We start from the raw sequence: 18,198 nt of genomic DNA on the forward strand, positions 1-18,198 counted from the left end.
AAGTAGTCTTGTTATTAACGGTTTGGATACTTAAGTTGGCTGATATGAAAATCAGTATAGGCCTGGCTTCAAACAGGCCATTTAAGGGTAACAGCCGTTGGAATACTAAGCTGCAACTAATGCATTATCTTGATAATTACGGGCAATTTGCATAAATTCATTTTCACATTCCAAGAAGGCTTCGACGATTTGTGGATCGAAGTGTGTTCCTTTACCTTGCAGTATGATCCCTTTGGCTTTCTCATGGCTAAAAGCGGGCTTATACACACGCGGTGAAATTAAAGCATCGTAGACATCGGCTAGTGCCATTAGTCGGCCAGAGAGTGGAATATCACCGCCAATCAGTCCTGATGGGTAACCACTACCGTCCCACTTTTCATGGTGAGAAAGAGCAATCTCTCGCGCTAACGTTAAGAAGCTTGAACTCCCCATTTGTTTTTCAGCGGTCGCCAATGCTTCAGCCCCGATCACAGCATGTGTTTTCATGATCTCAAACTCAGCATCTGTCAGCTTCCCCGGCTTGAGTAAAATAGCGTCAGGAATACCAACTTTACCAATATCGTGAAGTGGCGCTGATTTGTAGAGCAGTTCAATACGTTCTTGGGTTAGGTACTCACGAAAAGAGTTTCGATGCTTGAGTTGATTAGCTAAAGCACGGACATATTCTTGTGTACGTAAAATGTGTGCACCGGTTTCATTGTCTCTGGATTCAGCTAAGGCTGATAAGCTAACAATAGCAACGTCACGGGTGAGGTTGATTTCATCGTAACTTTTTTCTAAGCGGCTCAGCATTTCATTGGTATAGTGCGCGATTTTCCCCATTTCACCGTGTTGTACAACAGGTACTCGAACCCTTAAGTTGCCTTTTGCCGCTTGTTGTAATACTTGTTGCTGATTGATAAGCAATAAGCGCAACAGTTTTAGCCATTGATACATGATTAATGCTGTATAGCCGAGCAGTACAATAGCGACATAAGCAAACTCTTTGATGATACTTACGATTGCAACACGAGGGCCTGTAATCGCCACATTCTGAACGAGCCAATGCACATCTTTAAGCATAAGTAGGCTAAGTACCACTGTGAGTAAAGTCACCACAAAAAGCACAGTAGCTGCCATTTTAAATGCAAGCGAATGACGGTAGCTTTGAATATCGGCAAGCTGCCTGACATCAATTGTGCGTGGGTAATGCAGAATCTGACCATAAAGAGAGAGATCTAGGCTGATTAAGACCCCAAGGCTGGCAATACCAAAGAGTACCTTTAAGGCACTTTCTACGGGGAATTCATGAAAAAAGCTATACCACAGAGACAACCCTATCGCCCCAGTGGCAAATATGAACATATTGTGAGTAACGCAAAGAAGGCTATCGTCACTTTTCAGCCACCTTGAGCGTAATAAAAATATCAGCGTGAAAGTGATGAAGGCATAGAGTCCAGTTTGCCAACCAGCCAGAGAATCAAGAAATGGACAGACTCGCTCCCCATACAAGCTAAAAATACCAGCTGCAAAAATGTAATGGATTGCAGCGCGTTTTGTTAATTGCTGTTCAGTAGTCATTATTGTTTATTATTAGTACGAAAGCGCAATATTTTAACAAAGTGTTAAAATAGGGTTATTTGATTAAATCCTTAGTAATATCATTACGATAGAAAATAATTTTTGGCGCAATAGGTTAATCATGGCTACATGTTACGGTTTTATTACTGTATTAGCGACTTTTTGCTGCGTCCTTTTTTGTTGTTTTGTACAAAATATGTATCACATTATTGCTCGAACACTGCTGGCTTCAACTACACTTACCCGTAACAAAAAAGCATACACTTATGTCTATGTTTTTATGGTTGGCATTTGTACTAGTTAGTGACTTATCGCTGAGGTTAATATGGATAGTTCAGATCATGATGGCATTAAGCGTGACATATCAGTAAAGGTTACTGATATTTTTGATAATTTTGAGGAGGAAAATAACCGTCTTCCAACCATGGAAGAATTTAGGACTATTTTTACAAATCATGCCGAGCAGTACATAGGCCCGATGGATGAACTCGCCATCGAAGGGATCCAAGAAACGCTAGATAAGCATCAATATCGAGAGCAAAAACTATGGCGTGCAGCAAATGAACTTGAATCAGAACAACGCTGTTTACGTTCAGACTAATTGCATTTAATCGTTATATTGCGGCATCTTATCTATTGGCGGTATCCCAGTTACCGCCTTTTTTGATCTGCTTCATTATTTTACAGTTATAACTGATTATTTAATTTAAATTTCCATTCTATTTGTAATAGATGCAATTACTTTAGTTGTTAGGATTATTAACTTTTAACGATGTGGTATGTTTTTATTTAACAAATAAACATGCATATATTAATCACGTTTTAATTTATCAAATATGCATAGGTTTTATATGAGATCTTTATTTTGCATTTAGGTGTAACTGTTTGTTACTTGATTTCATGCCCATTTTTATAGGCTTTTAATTCTTAATGGGTATGTATTTTATTAAAGTATTACTAAATGTAATAATATGTGTTGAAATTATTTTTATATTAAACGTATAATTGACGCCTTAAAAAACACCAGTCAAAACCATTACAAGTGCCGTGTTCTTCACTCGGTAGCGATAAAGGCCGTCTTAAATTATGAAAAAAATATATTTAGCACTGTGTATAAGTGCTTCGCTCGTCTTAACTGGGTGTGGTGGCGGTGAGTCGTCATCAGAAAATAGTTCAAGCGTGCAAGCACCAGCAAAGAAGAAAGCGGCGCGAGATCCATTAATGGCTCAAGACGTCAATATGACATATTACGATAATGGCCAGTATCAACCTATTGTTAACAACACTTTTGGTGACTTATCGTATCGTTTGGCTGATGGAGAGCCAAGCGATGTTGTTATGATCAATAAACAAACGGGTGTGATTTCCTTCCTAAATCCAGGCGACGTAACCATAGTTGTTGAAGATACTAGCTCGGTTTATCAAACATCGACAGATACGTTTACTGTTCATATTGAGCAAGCGACTAACTCTGACCTACATGCGAATTATCAAACGCTTTCGACTCTATCGAATAAAAAGACGCGATTACATGTTGATGGACAGCGTGGACCGTTGACTTATAGTGTGGCGCCAGAGAGCCAACACTTGCTGACTATTGATAGCGTGACGGGAGAGATGGAGCCGCTAGGTGATGAAGGTTACGCGGAAGTCATTATTTATGATGAGGGGAACCGTCGTTACTTACCTACATCAACACGGGTGAACATCAGTATTAAGGCTGTAAAACCGGGTGAGCTTAAATTTGCTAATATTGAGACCCTCTTCACTAAAAAGCTGGTGATTCAACCACAAAAAATTAGCGATAGTAATGAAGGCACATTGCATTATGCATTGGCATCGCAAGATAAGAACTCTAAAGTTTTAACCATTAACCCGACAACAGGGGTGATGGATGTCTTGAAAGATGGCACGGTGACTATTCATGTAACACAGACATTTGGTAAAGGTTATGACACCAAAGCTCGAAATCATTACTTTATTGTTGAAATTCAGCAAGGTACACGACCTGAATTAGAAATAAGTGATGCAAGTTTCGTCTACGAAGAAAATAAGGTGTTACCTGTAATCACTAAAAATGCGATGGCAGAACCCCAATACAGTGTAAGTGGTTATGGTGTATTGGTAATTGATAATAATACGGGTAAACCAAAAATTATTGGTGTTGGTACGGCTGAATTAAAAGCAATTGATTATAAAGATAATCGCTTTAAGAGATCTGAAACGACTTTTCAGTACACTATTACTCCTGGTCTGCATCCTGGCTTAACACAGGATAAGCTCGAATATGTGTTTAGCGAAAATGATATTGCAGCAACGAAAACAGTGAAGCTTGCTGGTCAGCAAGGCCGTTTATCCATTACAACATCGAATGCTAATGTTGTCGCAGTAAAAGACCAAGCTATAGTGTTACAGCATGCAGGTCATGCCGTTCTCAGTATTACTGATGATGGCGGTAATCTATATCACTCGGCATCGAAAGAGGTGTCAGTGACTGTATTACCAGCACCACATCCTCACATGACAGTGAAAAATATCAATAAAGTTTTTACTGAGAATATGTGTATTTCAGTTGATGAGCTTAAAGTTGAGAATGCTAAGGGGTCACTTTCAATTAAGTCTGAGGGTAGTGATTCCGTTGTAAAATATGAAGAAAAAGAAGCATGTTTTAAGGTGTTTAAAGCTGGTAATGCTAACTTTACAGTAACAAGTTCTGGTAATGGTGACTATAAAGAATCAGAGCCTGTAAGTTTCTCGGTTGCAATTTCACCGGCTAACTCAAGCATTTCGGTTCCTAAATCAGTATCTGAGGTATATCGTCCTGGTGATGCAACAATCACAGCTCCTAACGTTATAGGTAGAAAAGGAACGCTGACTTATGCCATTGCGCCTGGTGCCACTCAAGGTGTCGTGAATATTAACTCTTCTTCTGGTGAGATGACTATCTTGAAGGCGGGCTCTACCACTATCCAAGTAACAGACTCGGAATCTGGTAGTTACAAGTCAGCGACAACAAACTTTTCTGTGCGCATCGTTAAGGCTGAGAACTTAGCGCGTGTTGTTTATCCTGTCACTAGTTATGAAAAAAGCGGAGTAATTACGCCTGAAGTTAACGATGCTCCAGCTGGTGTAAATTATAAAGTAGTCAATGGTGACAAAGTCGTGACATTAGCTGATGGTGCTAATGGAAAGCTTAACGTTCGTGCTTCAGGTAATTATGAAGTGCGAGTAACTGCTGAGGGTAATGATAACTATCAGAGCAAAACATGGACTGTTAGTGGAAAAGTATCTAAAGCGCTTCATCCAGGGATTCCATCTCAGATAGATTATATCTATTATCAACCTGAGATGGAGGTAAATCTTAATTTACCAGCTGCTTTGGGTAAGCGATCTTATGATTTAGACGTTACACCAGGTTCATATCGAGAGAAGTATCTCAAGATTGAGAATCCAAATGTAGCAACAGTAAGAGTAATGGATTATTCGCCAATCGTTGATACGAAACCACTTATTGTTAGTATTACAGAGGAAGAGAGTGTTAACCACGCTGCGTTAACCTTACCAAATCAGTCGGGTAAACGCGTACTTGTATTACCACCGCAACCTAAAACAGCGGATCGTGATATTGAGTTGCCGCCAACATTTTCTATAATTGATAGTAACTTAAACAACAATATTGATTTTAAATATTTAAAAGAAACTCAAGTGAGATTTGCAGGAGCTATTCAACTGCCTTCAGTTGATCCTCAGAGCCAATCAATTCGATTAGTTGTTATGATGAAGCCTGTTACGTTGTCGCAAAAAGAGGCTGCTCAACAAGGTAAACAAGCTTCTGTCATCATAGAGGTGAAACGCTATGAGGGGTGTGCTCCAAGTGTAAATATTCAAAATTTACATAACCTTAAACCTGTTAGTATGATTGATGGTAATGTTTGTACTGAAAATGTAGCAACGAACCGTTATTTAACGTATACAGTGATTGATACAGAGAAGCTTGCTAAATTTGATGAAGACGAATGGGAAACCGTGACACCATTTGTGAGCTATTACTATAGTCAGCGACCATTTATTCCAAATTATACTGGTGGGTTTTATGAGCCTGAGAATAGTGATGTTATCCGAAAGACAATTAACGTAGCATCTTGGGATCGTATGACACTGAAAATAACTAAGTAATATGTAAGTATTTAGTTATCAGTACGATATGTATGAATCCCGATAATACTTACTATTATCGGGGTTTTTTTGTTTGAGCCGAAAGTGCCAACGACACATTCGACTGCGGCGCTTTATTTATTTCTCTGCAAATATCCCACCCAGCTTTTGTCACCATCTCTAAATCCACACCTGTTTCTATGCCTAGCCCTTGGCACAAATATAAAACATCTTCTGTCGCTACATTGCCACTCGCGCCGGGTGCATAAGGGCAGCCGCCTAATCCTGCGACACTGGAATCAACAGTACTAATTCCCATAGTAAGTGCTTGATGCACATTAACTAATGCTTGTCCCCATGTGTTATGAAAGTGCACTGCGACTTGATGGCGAGGGATAACATTCAGCACCGCGTCCAGCATGCGTCCTATTCTGATAGGTGTACCGGTTCCAATCGTGTCGCCGAGTGAAATTTCATAGCAGCCTAAATCAAAAAGCTTTTTGGCAATGTGAGCAACTTGCTGTGGTGAGGTTGCGCCATCATAAGGGCAATCGATCACACATGAGAGATAGCCGCGTACTTTAATACCATCTAGTTTTGCTTGCTCCATTACAGGGATAAAACGCTCTAAGCTTTCTGAAATAGAGCAATGGATATTGGATTGGCAAAAACCTTCTGATGCAGAGGTGAAAATAGACACTTGCTCTGCATTAACAGCCATTGCGTCGTTATAGCCTTGAATATTGGGTGTGAGAGCCGAGTAGGTGACCCCTGTTTTACGTTCGATATGTTGGAAAACGCGTGCGGAGTCTGCCATCTGAGGAACACGCTTGGGTGAAACAAATGCCCCTGCTTCAATATGGGTTAACCCTGACTGTGACAGTGCATTAATAAGCGAAATTTTAGCTTGGGTGCCGACAAGTGGCTCATTTTGTAAGCCATCTCGAGCACCCATTTCAGCAATATACACGCGACTAGGGTAATCACTCATTGTGCTTATCCTCATTTTTTTGGCTTGGCTTTGGTTGCCAATTTGGTGGGCGTTTCTCGAAAAATGCACTGATGCCTTCTTGGCCTTCAGGTGAGACTCGCAGGGTCGCAATCATTTCGCTGGTGGTTTGACGAAGGTGTTCATCTATATGTTCGGCGTCACAGGCTTGGCACAGGGACTTAGCTGCACTAAGGGCTATCGGTGCGTTGGCAAGAATGTGTTGGAGCCACTCGTCGCGTGCTTGATCAATATTGGTTGTCGAAATATGGATTAATCCTAGGTTAAGTGCGACTTGGCTTTCTATTATTTCAGCGGTAAGCATATAGCGACGAGCTTGGCGTATGCCTATCGCACGGGTGACATAAGGGCCAATAGTGGCGGGGATCAAGCCAAGCTTCACTTCACTCAAGCAAAATTGACTATCAGGGCTGGCTATCGCCATATCACAGCAACAAATAAGCCCTAATGCGCCGCCAAAGGCACAACCTTGTACTAAACACAGTGTAGGGTGAGGGAAGGTATCTAATCGATGCATGAGCTGGGCGAGTCTTTCGGCATCCTCCTGATTTTCTTCTGGTGTTTTATCTGTCATAGATCGCATCCATTGCAAATCAGCCCCTGCCGAAAAGTGTTTACCATTGGCTTGAAGCACTAAAGCGCGAATATTGGGGTTGTTATTGAGTATGGTGAGCTGCTCAATCAATTCAGCAATGATATTGCTATCAAATGCATTGTGTTTCTCTGCCCGATTAAGCGCCAGATAGGCAACCCCGTTCTTTTCTATATTTAACACTATTGATTGCGGCTGTAACTGTAACTGGTTTGATGATGTGTGATTGATGTTCATGTCGCCCCCTTATTACATGCGGAAAATACCAAATTGACTATCAGGAATAGGGGCGTTAGCCACTGCATTTAGGGCTTGTTTGAGTACATTGCGCGTTTGCTTTGGATCTATGATGCCGTCATCCCATAATCGTGCACTGGCATAATAAGGGTGACTTTCTTGTTCGTATTGCTCAAGAATAGGTTGTTTAAATGCGGCTTCTTGCTCATCGCTCCATGTTTCGCCTTTTCGCTGTTTTATATCGCGTGCCACTTGTGCCAATACGCCAGCAGCTTGTTCACCGCCCATGACCGAAATTCGGGCGTTAGGCCACATCCACATCATAGTGGGGTTATAAGCGCGACCACACATACCGTAGTTTCCTGCGCCGTAAGACCCACCAACAATCACGGTGAATTTAGGCACATCAGCGCAAGCAACGGCCATCACCATTTTGGCGCCATCTTTGGCGATCCCTTTTGCTTCGGCGCGGCTACCTACCATAAAGCCTGTGATGTTTTGTAGAAAAACGAGGGGTATTTTGCGCTTGGTGCAGAGTTCGATAAAGTGAGTGCCTTTTTGAGCCGATTCCGAAAAAAGGATGCCATTGTTGGCGACGATACCAATAGGGTGACCATGAAGGGTCGCAAATCCACAAATAAGAGTATTGCCATATAGCGCTTTAAATTCATCAAACTCAGATCCATCAACCACTCGCGCAATAACTTCCCGAATATCAAAAGGTTTGCGTAGATCAGTGTTGGTGATGCCATAGAGCTGATCCATATCGTATTTGGGTAGGGTAACTGCACCAGCAGAACCTATCGTTATCGCGGGCTTAGAATTGCTAGTGCGAATGGCTTGGCGTGCTAAGCGTAAGGCATCGTGTTCATCATTCGCATAGTAATCAGCAACGCCTGACTTCATGCAGTGAACCTCTGCGCCACCAAGGGCTTCTGCTGTGGTGATCTCACCTGTTGCTGCTTTGACTAGCGGTGGGCCAGCGAGAAATATGGTGCCTTGTTGTTTGACGATAATAGCGACATCTGCCATGGCAGGAATGTATGCTCCACCTGCGGTACATAGGCCATGGACAACCGCAACTTGTGGGATACCTTTAGCTGACATCCGCGCTTGGTTATAAAAAATTCGGCCAAAATGGTCACGATCAGGGAAGACTTCCGCTTGGTGGGGAAGGTTGGCGCCACCTGAATCGACCAGATAAATACAGGGTAGCTGGCAGCGTTCAGCTATTTCTTGGGCGCGGAGGTGTTTTTTGACGGTCAGCGGGTAATAGGTGCCGCCTTTAACAGAAGGATCGTTGGCAATAACCATACAGGTAACACCTTCAACGGTGCCAATGCCCGCGACAACACCTGCGCAAGGGATAGACTCATCGTACACTCGCCATGCGGCAAATTGGCCAATTTCCAAAAACTCACTGTCTTGATCTAATAACGTTTTTACCCGCTCTCTGACTGGTAGCTTTCCTTTGCTAATTTGCCGCTGCTGCGCTTTGTCGCCACCCCCTTTTTCTATATGGCGTAGGTTGGCGTTAAGGTTTTCCAGCATTACGGTCATTATTTTGTAGTTGGTGACATACAGAGGATCATCAGGATCGATTTTACTTTGGATTTGAGTCATATCGTTTTCCTTAGCGAGACTCATCAAATAATTCTCGGCCAATTAGCATACGACGTATTTCAGAGGTGCCTGCTCCAATTTCATACAGTTTTGCATCTCGCAATAAACGTCCCGCGGGAAACTCATTGATATAGCCATTCCCCCCTAGTAATTGAATCGCATCGAGAGCGATTTGGGTGGCGAGTTCTGCGCTATATAAAATAACGCCAGCGGCATCTTTACGGGTGGTTTCGCCACGATCACAGGCAGCGGCGACGGTGTAAACATAACTTCTGGCGGCATTCATTCTGGTATACATGTCGGCGACTTTGGCTTGTACTAACTGGAATTCGCCAATGGCGCGGCCAAATTGTTTGCGGTCGTGAACATAGGGAATGACTAAATCGAGGCAAGCACGCATGATGCCCAATGGCCCTGCTGCTAGAACTACGCGCTCGTAATCTAAGCCGCTCATTAAAATATTGACGCCTTGGTTGATTTCACCCAACACATTGGCGGCAGGAACACGGCAATGATCAAACACTAGCTCACAAGTGTTTGAGCCGCGCATCCCGAGTTTATCGAGCTTCTGGGCGTGACTAAAACCCTCAAACTCCCGCTCAATAATAAAAGCAGTAATACCGTGTGCGCCTGCAGTGGGCTCTGTTTTGGCATACACCACTAATACATCAGCGTCTGGACCATTGGTGATCCACATTTTGCTGCCCGTGAGTATGAAATCGTCGCCTTGTTGCTCGGCTTTTAATTGCATGCTAACAACATCGGAACCGGCATTGGCTTCACTCATTGCCAGCGCACCAACATGTTCTCCACTGATCAATTTGGGCAGTAAGCGTGCACGCTGTTCATCGTTACCGTTGCGAAAAATTTGATTTACACAAAGGTTAGAGTGGGCACCATAACTTAGCCCAACAGAAGCGGATGCGCGGCTAATTTCTTCCATGGCAATAACGTGGGCAACGTAACCCATGTTCGCGCCACCATATTGCTCATCAACGGTGACGCCGAGTAGTCCCATTTCGCCGAATTTTATCCAAAGTTGATTGGGGAACTGATTGTCACGGTCAATATCGGCCGCCAGAGGTGCAATGGTATCAGAGGCAAATCCAGCGACATGTTCACGTAGCATGTCGTTGGTTTCACCAAGGCCAAAGTTGAGTGGAGTGAAAGCATCTATCATGGTGTTCCCTCTCATATTGTTACGGCTTTCGCAGTGGTGAGGAATGTCATTGAATATCGCTAACGCTTATCTATTACGGCTGTCTATTCGTGTTGCTTGTTCACTATTTAGGCTGTGCGGCTTTATTTTTTTATTGCTTGTAGGCAGCGTTGCCGAGCCGCTGTTAACTCGCTCATGACAATGTTGATGTCATTAAGCTGTTGCTGCAAAACAGCCTGTTTCTCATCAATGATGAGTAACATTTGATTGAGTTGAGTGTCACTTTGGTCGGTATCGTATAGCTCAAATAATTCACGAATTTCTGCCAGCGAAAACCCCAGTCTTTTGCCGCGTAACACCAGCTTTAAGCGGATCTTGTCGCGTCGTTGGTAGATACGCGTTGTGCCATTACGCGTAGGGGCAAGTAACCCAACATCTTCATAAAAACGAATACTACGCGTTGTAATATCGAACTCTTTCGCTAGTTCGCTGATCTTGAACGTTTCCACAGTAGCACTCCTATATTCCATCGATTAGAAGGCCACAGTCTAGAAGAGTTGTGCTTAGCGAAGTCCTATAAAAAAACAGTCTAAGCTGACCCGATGGGACTCTCTGTGTGGACCTGTGTGGATGCAAATGTTTGCAATTTGTTTCTTTACGTTAACGTAAATGTTAGTGCTATGCTTACGTAAACGTCAAGAAATCGAAAGGACGATGTCATGACGAAACCTGTTTCTATCATCGCAGCTAAACGCACGCCTATGGGGAGCTTTCAAGGGGCACTAAGTGCATTGTCTGCTCCTGAACTTGGGGGCTGGGCAATTGCCGCTGCACTAGAGCAAACCCTCACGAATAAGCCGTCAGTGAAGTTTATTGATGATGTTCCTGTCAATGGCATATCTAATGATCACCAAGGTGATGAACTCTCTGTTGATGAGTTGCCTGTTGGTGAAGTGCCTGTTGATGAAGTGCTGATGGGCTGCGTATTGACCGCTGGCTGTGGGCAAGCTCCTGCTCGTCAGGCGGCATTAAATGCAGGCATTTCTAACTCAGTACCCGCAACTACGATTAATAAAGTGTGTGGCTCTGGCATGAAAACCGTGATGCTGGCGTTTGATCAAATTCAATTAGGCAATAGCCACTGTATTGTCGCAGGGGGAATGGAAAGCATGACCAATGCGCCATACCTGCTACAACACGCACGTAAAGGCTTTAGGCTTGGTCATCAAACGAGTCTCGACCATCTTTTTTTCGATGGATTACAAGATGCGTTTGAAGGGCACTTGATGGGCGTTTATGGCCAGCAGACAGCGGATGATTATGGTTTTTCGCGTCAGCAAATGGATGAGTGGGCAATCCGCTCAGCCAAGCGCGCGCTCGCGGCTCAAGGCAATGGCATGTTCATGGATGAAATTGTTCCTATCGTCATGCCCGATGCACGTCAGCCTCATATCGTTGCGGACGATGAACATCCAAGTGAAATCAAACTCGACAAAATAGCGCAACTCAAGCCGGTGTTTGCCACGCAAGGCACACTAACGGCGGCTAATTCCAGCGCGATATCAGATGGTGCTGCCGCCTTGATCTTAATGGATGCAGAGACCGCGCATCAGCAGCACTACCATGAACTTGCCCGTATGCATGGCCATACTAGCCATGCCCGATCGCCAAATGAATTTACAATTGCACCTGCTTTTGCTTGCCAGCAGTTATTGGAAAAGTTGGGGTGGTCGGCTGATCAAATTGATCGTTGGGAGATCAACGAAGCGTTTGCTGTGGTGACTCAAATTGCGATCGACAAGCTTAGGATCCGTGCCGATAAAGTGAATGTGAATGGTGGTGCTTGCGCGTTAGGGCATCCGATTGGTGCGAGCGGTGCACGTATTATTGTGTCGTTAGTTTATGCGTTAAAACAGCTTCAACAGACCTTAATTAACCAAGGTGAAAACCGTGCGGTTTATGGCATAGCTTCATTGTGTATTGGTGGTGGTGAAGCGACAGCTATTGCAATCGAGGTTCCAGCGAGGAAATAACTATGGTTCAGTCAGTACCCCTCTATATTGAAGGCGAGTTCTGTCAATCTGACTCGAAACAATGGATTGATGTGACCAACCCTGCGACAAATGATGTTATCGCTAAACTCCCTTGTGCTACCGAAGCAGAAATAGATCGTGCAATTGCCCATGCTCAAGCTGTGTTTCTTGAGTGGAAAGAGGTTGCGACGCCTGAGCGGGCGCGATTAATGCTCAATTATCAGCATCTACTCAAAACCCATCATGATGAACTAGCTAATTTACTCTCGTTTGAAACAGGAAAAACCACTGTCGATGCGAAAGGTGATGTGTGGCGCGGGATTGAGGTGGTCGAGCAAGCCGCCAATGTTGCAAGCCTAATGATGGGTGAAACGGTTGAGAATGTTGCTACGGATATTGACAGTTATTCATTGATCCAGCCATTAGGCGTGTGCTGCGGTATTACGCCTTTTAACTTTCCAGCTATGATCCCACTGTGGATGTTCCCTATGGCGATCGCCTGTGGCAATACCTTTATATTGAAGCCGTCGGAGCAAGTACCGCTCACTGCGATGCGATTAGCCGAACTCTTTGAACAAGCAGGAGCGCCCAAAGGTGTGCTGCAAGTGGTGCATGGTCAAAAAGAACAAGTCGATCAGTTGCTCGCTCATCCTGATATTAAAACCGTGTCTTTTGTTGGATCTGTACCTGTGGCGCAATATATCTACCAAACGGCCACCACCCATTTTAAGCGGGTGCAAGCCTTTGCTGGGGCTAAAAATCATATGGTTGTGATGCCTGATGCCAATAAAGAACAAGTTATTAATAACTTGGTAGGGGCATCGGTAGGGGCTGCTGGACAGCGTTGTATGGCGATTTCTGTGGCTGTGTTTGTTGGTGAGGCCAATAGTTGGCTTCCTGATTTAAAAGCCGCGATGGCAAACGTCACCCCTGGCGTCTGGGATGATGAATCTGCCGCTTATGGCCCTTTGATCAGTGAGGCTGCAAAGTTGCGCGTTGTTAACCTTATTGAGCAAGGTAAACAACAAGGGGCGATTTGTGAACTTGATGGGCGAGACTATACCGTCGACGGGTTTGAACAAGGTCATTGGCTTGCACCGACCCTATTTAGCGGCGTAACGACGGACATGACGATTTATCAGCAGGAAATTTTTGGTCCTGTTTTATTGTGCATGACTGTCGATAGCTTGGAAGACGCGATAGCCTTGGTTAACGCAAACCCTTACGGCAATGGTACGTCAATCTTTACGGCCTGTGGCGCGGCTGCGCGTAAATACCAGCATCATATTCAAGTGGGACAAGTGGGGATCAATGTACCTATTCCTGTACCACTACCTTTCTTTTCATTCACGGGCTGGCGTGGCAGTTTCTATGGTGATTTACATGCTTACGGTAAGCAAGCCGTTCGCTTTTATACTGAAACTAAAACGGTGACTGCCCGTTGGTTTGATGATGATATTCCAGCGGCATTGAACATGACCATTCAGTTGCGGTAGTGGCGCGTTGCCGTTACTCGATCTACGCCTGAAGAAGTGAGGAGTTACCATGAACTTTGATCTTTCCGATGACCAAGGTGCGTTCGCGGAAGCCGCACAACAGTTTTCGAACCAGCAGTTGTTACCCATGGCTGCTGAGTGGGATCAGAACAGTATTTTCCCTAAAGATGTATTGAAAGCTGCGGGTGATATGGGCTTTATGAGCCTTTATGCACCTGAATCAAGCGGTGGCATGGGACTAAACCGCCTTGATGCTTCTATCATTTTTGAACAACTAGCGATGGGCTGTACCTCTACCACTGCTTTTATGACGATTCATAACATGGTGACATGGATGATCGCGAGTTTTGGTACCGAAGAGGCGAAATCTCAATATTGCCCGCGGCTTGTTACGGGTGAATACCTTGGTTCGTACTGCTTGACCGAAGCGAACGCTGGCTCAGATGCGGCGGCATTAACCACTACGGCCACCAAGCAAGATGATGGCTATGTGATAAATGGCGCGAAAGCCTTTATTTCTGGTGCTGGTGATACCGATGTATTGGTGGTGATGGCACGAACAGGGGAAGCCGGAGCGAAAGGAATTTCTGCCTTTGTGGTGGATGCGCATGCTGATGGGATCAGCTATGGCAGAAAAGAGCCCAAGATGGGCTGGCATAGCCAACCAACGCGTTCAGTCACTTTTGATAAGGTGAAAGTGTCAGCCACTGCTTTGTTAGGTAAGGAAGGAGAAGGGTTTATTTTCGCGATGAAAGGGCTTGATGGCGGACGGATTAATATCGCCTCATGCTCGATTGGTACAGCCCAGCAGGCCTTAAATCAGGCGAAGCAATACATGACTGAACGTAAGCAATTTGGCCGTTCGTTATCCCAATTTCAAGGGCTGCAATTCAAATTGGCAGATATGGCTACTGAGTTGATTGCCGCCAGACAGCTAGTGCGCTATGCGGCTTTTAAATTGGATCAAGCGGATCCTGAAGCAACCGCTTATTGCGCCATGGCAAAACGCTATGCGACTGATGTGGGTTTTAAGGTGTGCGATCAAGCCTTACAGATCTTTGGTGGTTATGGCTATATTCAAGAATACCCACTTGAGCGTTATTGTCGTGATGTTCGTGTGCATCAAATTTTAGAAGGTACCAATGAAATCATGCGTTTGATCATCGCCCGTAGGGTGCTAAGCGAAGGTGTTGATTTGCTTTAGTCGGTCAAGAACCGAGCATTAAGAATCAGGGGTAGCTGAGGGGGAATAATGAAGCCTGAATTTCAATCACAACAAAAGAGTAGTGCGATAAAGGCTGAGCAGCATGGACATGTCGCCTTGCTTACACTGAATAATCCGCCTGCTAATACTTGGACGGCTGACAGCCTGATGCAACTCAAGCAGATTATTGAATCATTGAATGCTGATAGAAATATCTATGCCTGCGTGATCACGGGTGAAGGTAGTAAGTTTTTCTCCGCAGGTGCGGATTTAAAACTCTTTGCTGATGGTAACAAAGCGGTTGCGCTTGATATGGCACGGTTGTTTGGCGAAGCCTTTGAAACACTATCTGCATTTCGTGGGGTGTCTATTGCGGCCATTAATGGTTACGCGATGGGCGGTGGTTTAGAAGTGGCGTTAGCGTGTGATATTCGTATAGCGGAAAAGCAAGCTGTGATGGCACTGCCAGAAGCTAAAGTCGGACTATTGCCTTGCGCGGGTGGTACGCAAAACCTCACTTGGCTGGTGGGTGAAGGCTGGGCAAAACGTATTATTTTATGTGGTCAACAGATAAGTGCAGAGCAGGCATTAACCATTAAATTGGTCGAAGAAGTGGTTGAGGTGGGTGAGAGTGTGAATGCAGCACTAGCGCTTGCCAAGTCGGTGGGGAATCAGTCGCCATCATCGGTAACAGCCTGTAAGGCATTGATCCAAAACTGCCGTTCACAATCGCATCAACATGGCTTAATGAAAGAACGAGAATTGTTTGTACGCTTATTTGATACCGAAGATCAGCAAGAGGGCGTTCAAGCCTTTTTAGAAAAGCGCCCACCGCAATGGAAAAATCAGTAGCAGTAATAAATACCCAGTAAGAAGTAACAAGTATTAATTAGAACAATGAATAAGTGAGGGATAGCTATGGCGGGCACAGTTAACTTTCAATTGCTTGCATCGAAAAGTGGTCACTTAATTGGGGTGGCTGAACTCGATAACCAAGCATCGTTAAACGTATTAAGTTTCGAAATGATTGAGCTACTTTATCATCAACTGTTGCAATGGCAACGCGATGATATGGTTAGCTGTGTTGTACTGTGTGGTGCAGGCGACAAGGCATTTTGTGCGGGTGGTGATGTGAGAGCGATGTACCATGCCATGTCTGAAGGAGCCTCTCAGAGTGATGCTCAAAAGCATCAAAGTGAGGATCAAGCCGAACATCAAGATAATCCGCACACTCAGGCGAGCGAGTTTCTGACGCGCTACTTCACGTTAGAGTACCAATGCGATTACCTGATCCACACCTATAGCAAACCTATCGTTGCTTGGGGCGACGGTATTGTCATGGGCGGTGGGATAGGTTTGTATGTAGGGGCAAGTCATCGTGTGTTAACGGAGCGATCTAAACTTGCGATGCCCGAAATTACTATCGGTTTATACCCCGATGTGGGTGGAACCTGGTTCTTAAATCAATTGCCGCAGGGAATAGGACTTTTCCTGGGGCTAACAGGCGCTGTGATTAATGCTTCTGATGCGCTGGCGCTCGATATTGCTGAGCATATTATTCCCGTTGATCATAAAGATCAGTTGTTGGACGAGCTGATTCAACTTCCTTGGCAGGCCAGTGATAATCCTTACTTGCTGGTGGATCAAGCGCTGGTGAATTTGAGTGTGGCTGTGCAAACTGATCTTGTGCTTCCAACTAAGCAATTAGCGCCTTATTTCGGTCAGATCCAAGCTGCATGCATGGTCGATGATCTTCACCTGATCTCAAGCAATATTCATGCATTAATCGCTAACGATAAATGGATGGAAAGGGCAAAAGCGACCATGGCGGCAGGTAGCCCTATATCGGCACATATCTGTTTTCGTCAAGTTACCCAGTATGCCCACCTAGACCTCGCCGACTGTTTTCGACTAGAACTGAGTTTATCGGTTCGCTGTGGTGAACTAGGGGAATTTCAAGAAGGTGTTCGTGCGCGTTTAATCGATAAAACCGGTGATCCTAAATGGTTATTTCCTACGGTTGAGCAAGTCGAAGTCAGCGTTATTGACACGCTATTTACGTCGTTATGGCCAGAAGAGAGTCATCCATTAGCTGGTTTAACGGGCAATGGTTTTTGAACATCGAAAGTTGAAATTGGACTCATATGGAATGTGAGTTACCCCGTTAAATCGCTCTTTGTGCTTTAGCATCCCTGTAAGAATTGGAGTCATCATGAATACGATTGCGTTTATTGGCCTTGGTAACATGGGTTCACCTATGGTGAAAAACTTACTCAAAGCAGGTTGTTCTGTTCGCGTTTTCGATATTAATGAAACGGCCGCGAAAGCATTATCGCCTCTGGGGGCGGTCGTTGCGCATTCATTGGAGGATGCTGTAAAAGGCGTCGATACTGTCATTACCATGCTACCTGCGGGTGAACATGTTCGCGCAGTCTATTTAGGTGATCATCACGGTGGTGTTGGTTTACTCAACATGGTGAGTGCGAATACTTTCTTAATCGATTCATCAACCATAGATCCTGACTCAGCACGATTAGTTGCTAATGAAGCCCACAATAAAGCGTTGGAGTTTGTCGATGCGCCTGTTTCTGGTGGTGTGGCAGGGGCAGAGGCGGGCACTCTAACGTTTATTGTCGGTGGGTCGAACATTGGGTTTCAGCAAGCACAGCAAGTTCTCCAACATGTGGGTAAGAATATCTTCCATGCAGGGCAGGCTGGTGACGGTCAAATGGCCAAAATCTGTAATAACCTGATGCTGGGAATACAAATGGCAGGTGCCTGTGAAGCCCTTAGTCTGGGTATAGATAACGGGCTCGACCCTAAAGTGTTGTCCGATATCATGTTGCAAAGCTCAGGGCGTAACTGGGCGTTAGAGCTCTATAATCCTTGCCCTGGTGTTATGCCAAACGTGCCCGCCAGTAACCAGTATCAGCCCGGTTTCATGGGTAAGCTGATGTTAAAAGACTTAGGGCTAGGGGCTGATGCTGCTCTAAAAAGCCAAAGTGCGATCCCGATGGGCAGTTTAGCCCGAAACTTATACGCGTTTCACAATGCGAGAGGAAATGAAGCACTAGACTTTTCGAGTATTTTTAAAATGTATTCAAAGAAATAGTGAGAAGGATTTTCGCCC

At 44.6% G+C, this 18,198-nt stretch carries 14 protein-coding genes; 8 read left to right on the plus strand and 6 right to left on the minus strand.

Annotated elements, in window-relative coordinates:
• Positions 1-105 precede the first annotated feature (105 nt).
• Positions 106-1,560: an HD-GYP domain-containing protein gene (locus tag OCU87_RS18430; RefSeq protein ID WP_062691192.1), complete on the minus strand. Its 1,455-nt coding sequence runs from the start codon at positions 1,558-1,560 to the stop codon at positions 106-108.
• Between the two features lie 325 nt (positions 1,561-1,885).
• On the opposite strand from OCU87_RS18430, the gene OCU87_RS18435 reads away from it, so the two are divergent.
• Positions 1,886-2,161, plus strand: a complete 276-nt coding sequence (locus tag OCU87_RS18435) for a hypothetical protein (RefSeq protein WP_062691193.1) — start codon at positions 1,886-1,888, stop codon at positions 2,159-2,161.
• Between the two features lie 620 nt (positions 2,162-2,781).
• The gene (locus tag OCU87_RS18440; protein ID WP_261859034.1) at positions 2,782-5,736 is read left to right on the plus strand and encodes a cadherin repeat domain-containing protein; all 2,955 of its coding nucleotides are present in this window, start codon (positions 2,782-2,784) and stop codon (positions 5,734-5,736) included.
• Positions 5,737-5,791: 55 nt separating this feature from the next.
• On the opposite strand, the gene OCU87_RS18445 is transcribed toward OCU87_RS18440, so the two are convergent.
• From OCU87_RS18445 to OCU87_RS18465, 5 genes are all read right to left on the minus strand, one after another.
• Positions 5,792-6,706 carry a hydroxymethylglutaryl-CoA lyase gene (locus tag OCU87_RS18445; protein ID WP_261859035.1) on the minus strand — a complete coding sequence of 305 codons (915 nt, stop codon included), beginning with the start codon at positions 6,704-6,706 and terminating at the stop codon, positions 5,792-5,794.
• Entirely contained in the window at positions 6,699-7,553 is an 855-nt protein-coding gene (locus tag OCU87_RS18450) for an enoyl-CoA hydratase-related protein (RefSeq protein ID WP_261859036.1), read from the minus strand. Before OCU87_RS18450 ends, OCU87_RS18445 begins: the two co-directional genes overlap by 8 nt.
• Positions 7,554-7,565: 12 nt before the next feature.
• Positions 7,566-9,176 carry a carboxyl transferase domain-containing protein gene (locus OCU87_RS18455; protein WP_261859037.1) on the minus strand — a complete coding sequence of 537 codons (1,611 nt, stop codon included), beginning with the start codon at positions 9,174-9,176 and terminating at the stop codon, positions 7,566-7,568.
• Positions 9,177-9,186: 10 nt separating this feature from the next.
• Entirely contained in the window at positions 9,187-10,356 is a 1,170-nt protein-coding gene (locus OCU87_RS18460) for an isovaleryl-CoA dehydrogenase (protein WP_261859038.1), read from the minus strand.
• 122 nt (positions 10,357-10,478) lie between these two features.
• The gene (locus OCU87_RS18465) at positions 10,479-10,844 is read right to left on the minus strand and encodes a MerR family transcriptional regulator (RefSeq protein ID WP_062691199.1); all 366 of its coding nucleotides are present in this window, start codon (positions 10,842-10,844) and stop codon (positions 10,479-10,481) included.
• Positions 10,845-11,054: 210 nt separating this feature from the next.
• Between OCU87_RS18465 and OCU87_RS18470 the strand changes: the two genes are divergently transcribed.
• The 6 genes from OCU87_RS18470 (at position 11,055) to mmsB (ending at position 18,180) form a co-directional block, all read left to right on the plus strand.
• Entirely contained in the window at positions 11,055-12,368 is a 1,314-nt protein-coding gene (locus OCU87_RS18470; protein WP_261859039.1) for a thiolase family protein, read from the plus strand.
• Between the two features lie 2 nt (positions 12,369-12,370).
• A complete protein-coding gene (locus tag OCU87_RS18475) occupies positions 12,371-13,864 on the plus strand; it encodes a CoA-acylating methylmalonate-semialdehyde dehydrogenase (protein ID WP_261859040.1) in 1,494 nt (497 codons plus the stop codon).
• 49 nt (positions 13,865-13,913) lie between these two features.
• Positions 13,914-15,068: an acyl-CoA dehydrogenase family protein gene (locus tag OCU87_RS18480; protein ID WP_261859041.1), complete on the plus strand. Its 1,155-nt coding sequence runs from the start codon at positions 13,914-13,916 to the stop codon at positions 15,066-15,068.
• 48 nt (positions 15,069-15,116) lie between these two features.
• Entirely contained in the window at positions 15,117-15,920 is an 804-nt protein-coding gene (locus OCU87_RS18485; protein ID WP_261859042.1) for an enoyl-CoA hydratase, read from the plus strand.
• A gap of 66 nt (positions 15,921-15,986) precedes the next feature.
• Positions 15,987-17,186, plus strand: coding sequence for an enoyl-CoA hydratase/isomerase family protein (locus OCU87_RS18490; RefSeq protein ID WP_261859043.1), 1,200 nt, complete (start codon positions 15,987-15,989; stop codon positions 17,184-17,186).
• A 94-nt stretch (positions 17,187-17,280) separates the two neighbouring features.
• Positions 17,281-18,180 (plus strand): 3-hydroxyisobutyrate dehydrogenase, encoded by a 900-nt coding sequence (gene mmsB / locus OCU87_RS18495; RefSeq protein ID WP_261859044.1) that lies wholly within the window; start codon positions 17,281-17,283, stop codon positions 18,178-18,180.
• Positions 18,181-18,198 lie beyond the last annotated feature (18 nt).

The organism is Photobacterium sanguinicancri, assembly GCF_024346675.1.
In the GTDB taxonomy this organism is placed as follows: domain Bacteria; phylum Pseudomonadota; class Gammaproteobacteria; order Enterobacterales; family Vibrionaceae; genus Photobacterium; species Photobacterium sanguinicancri.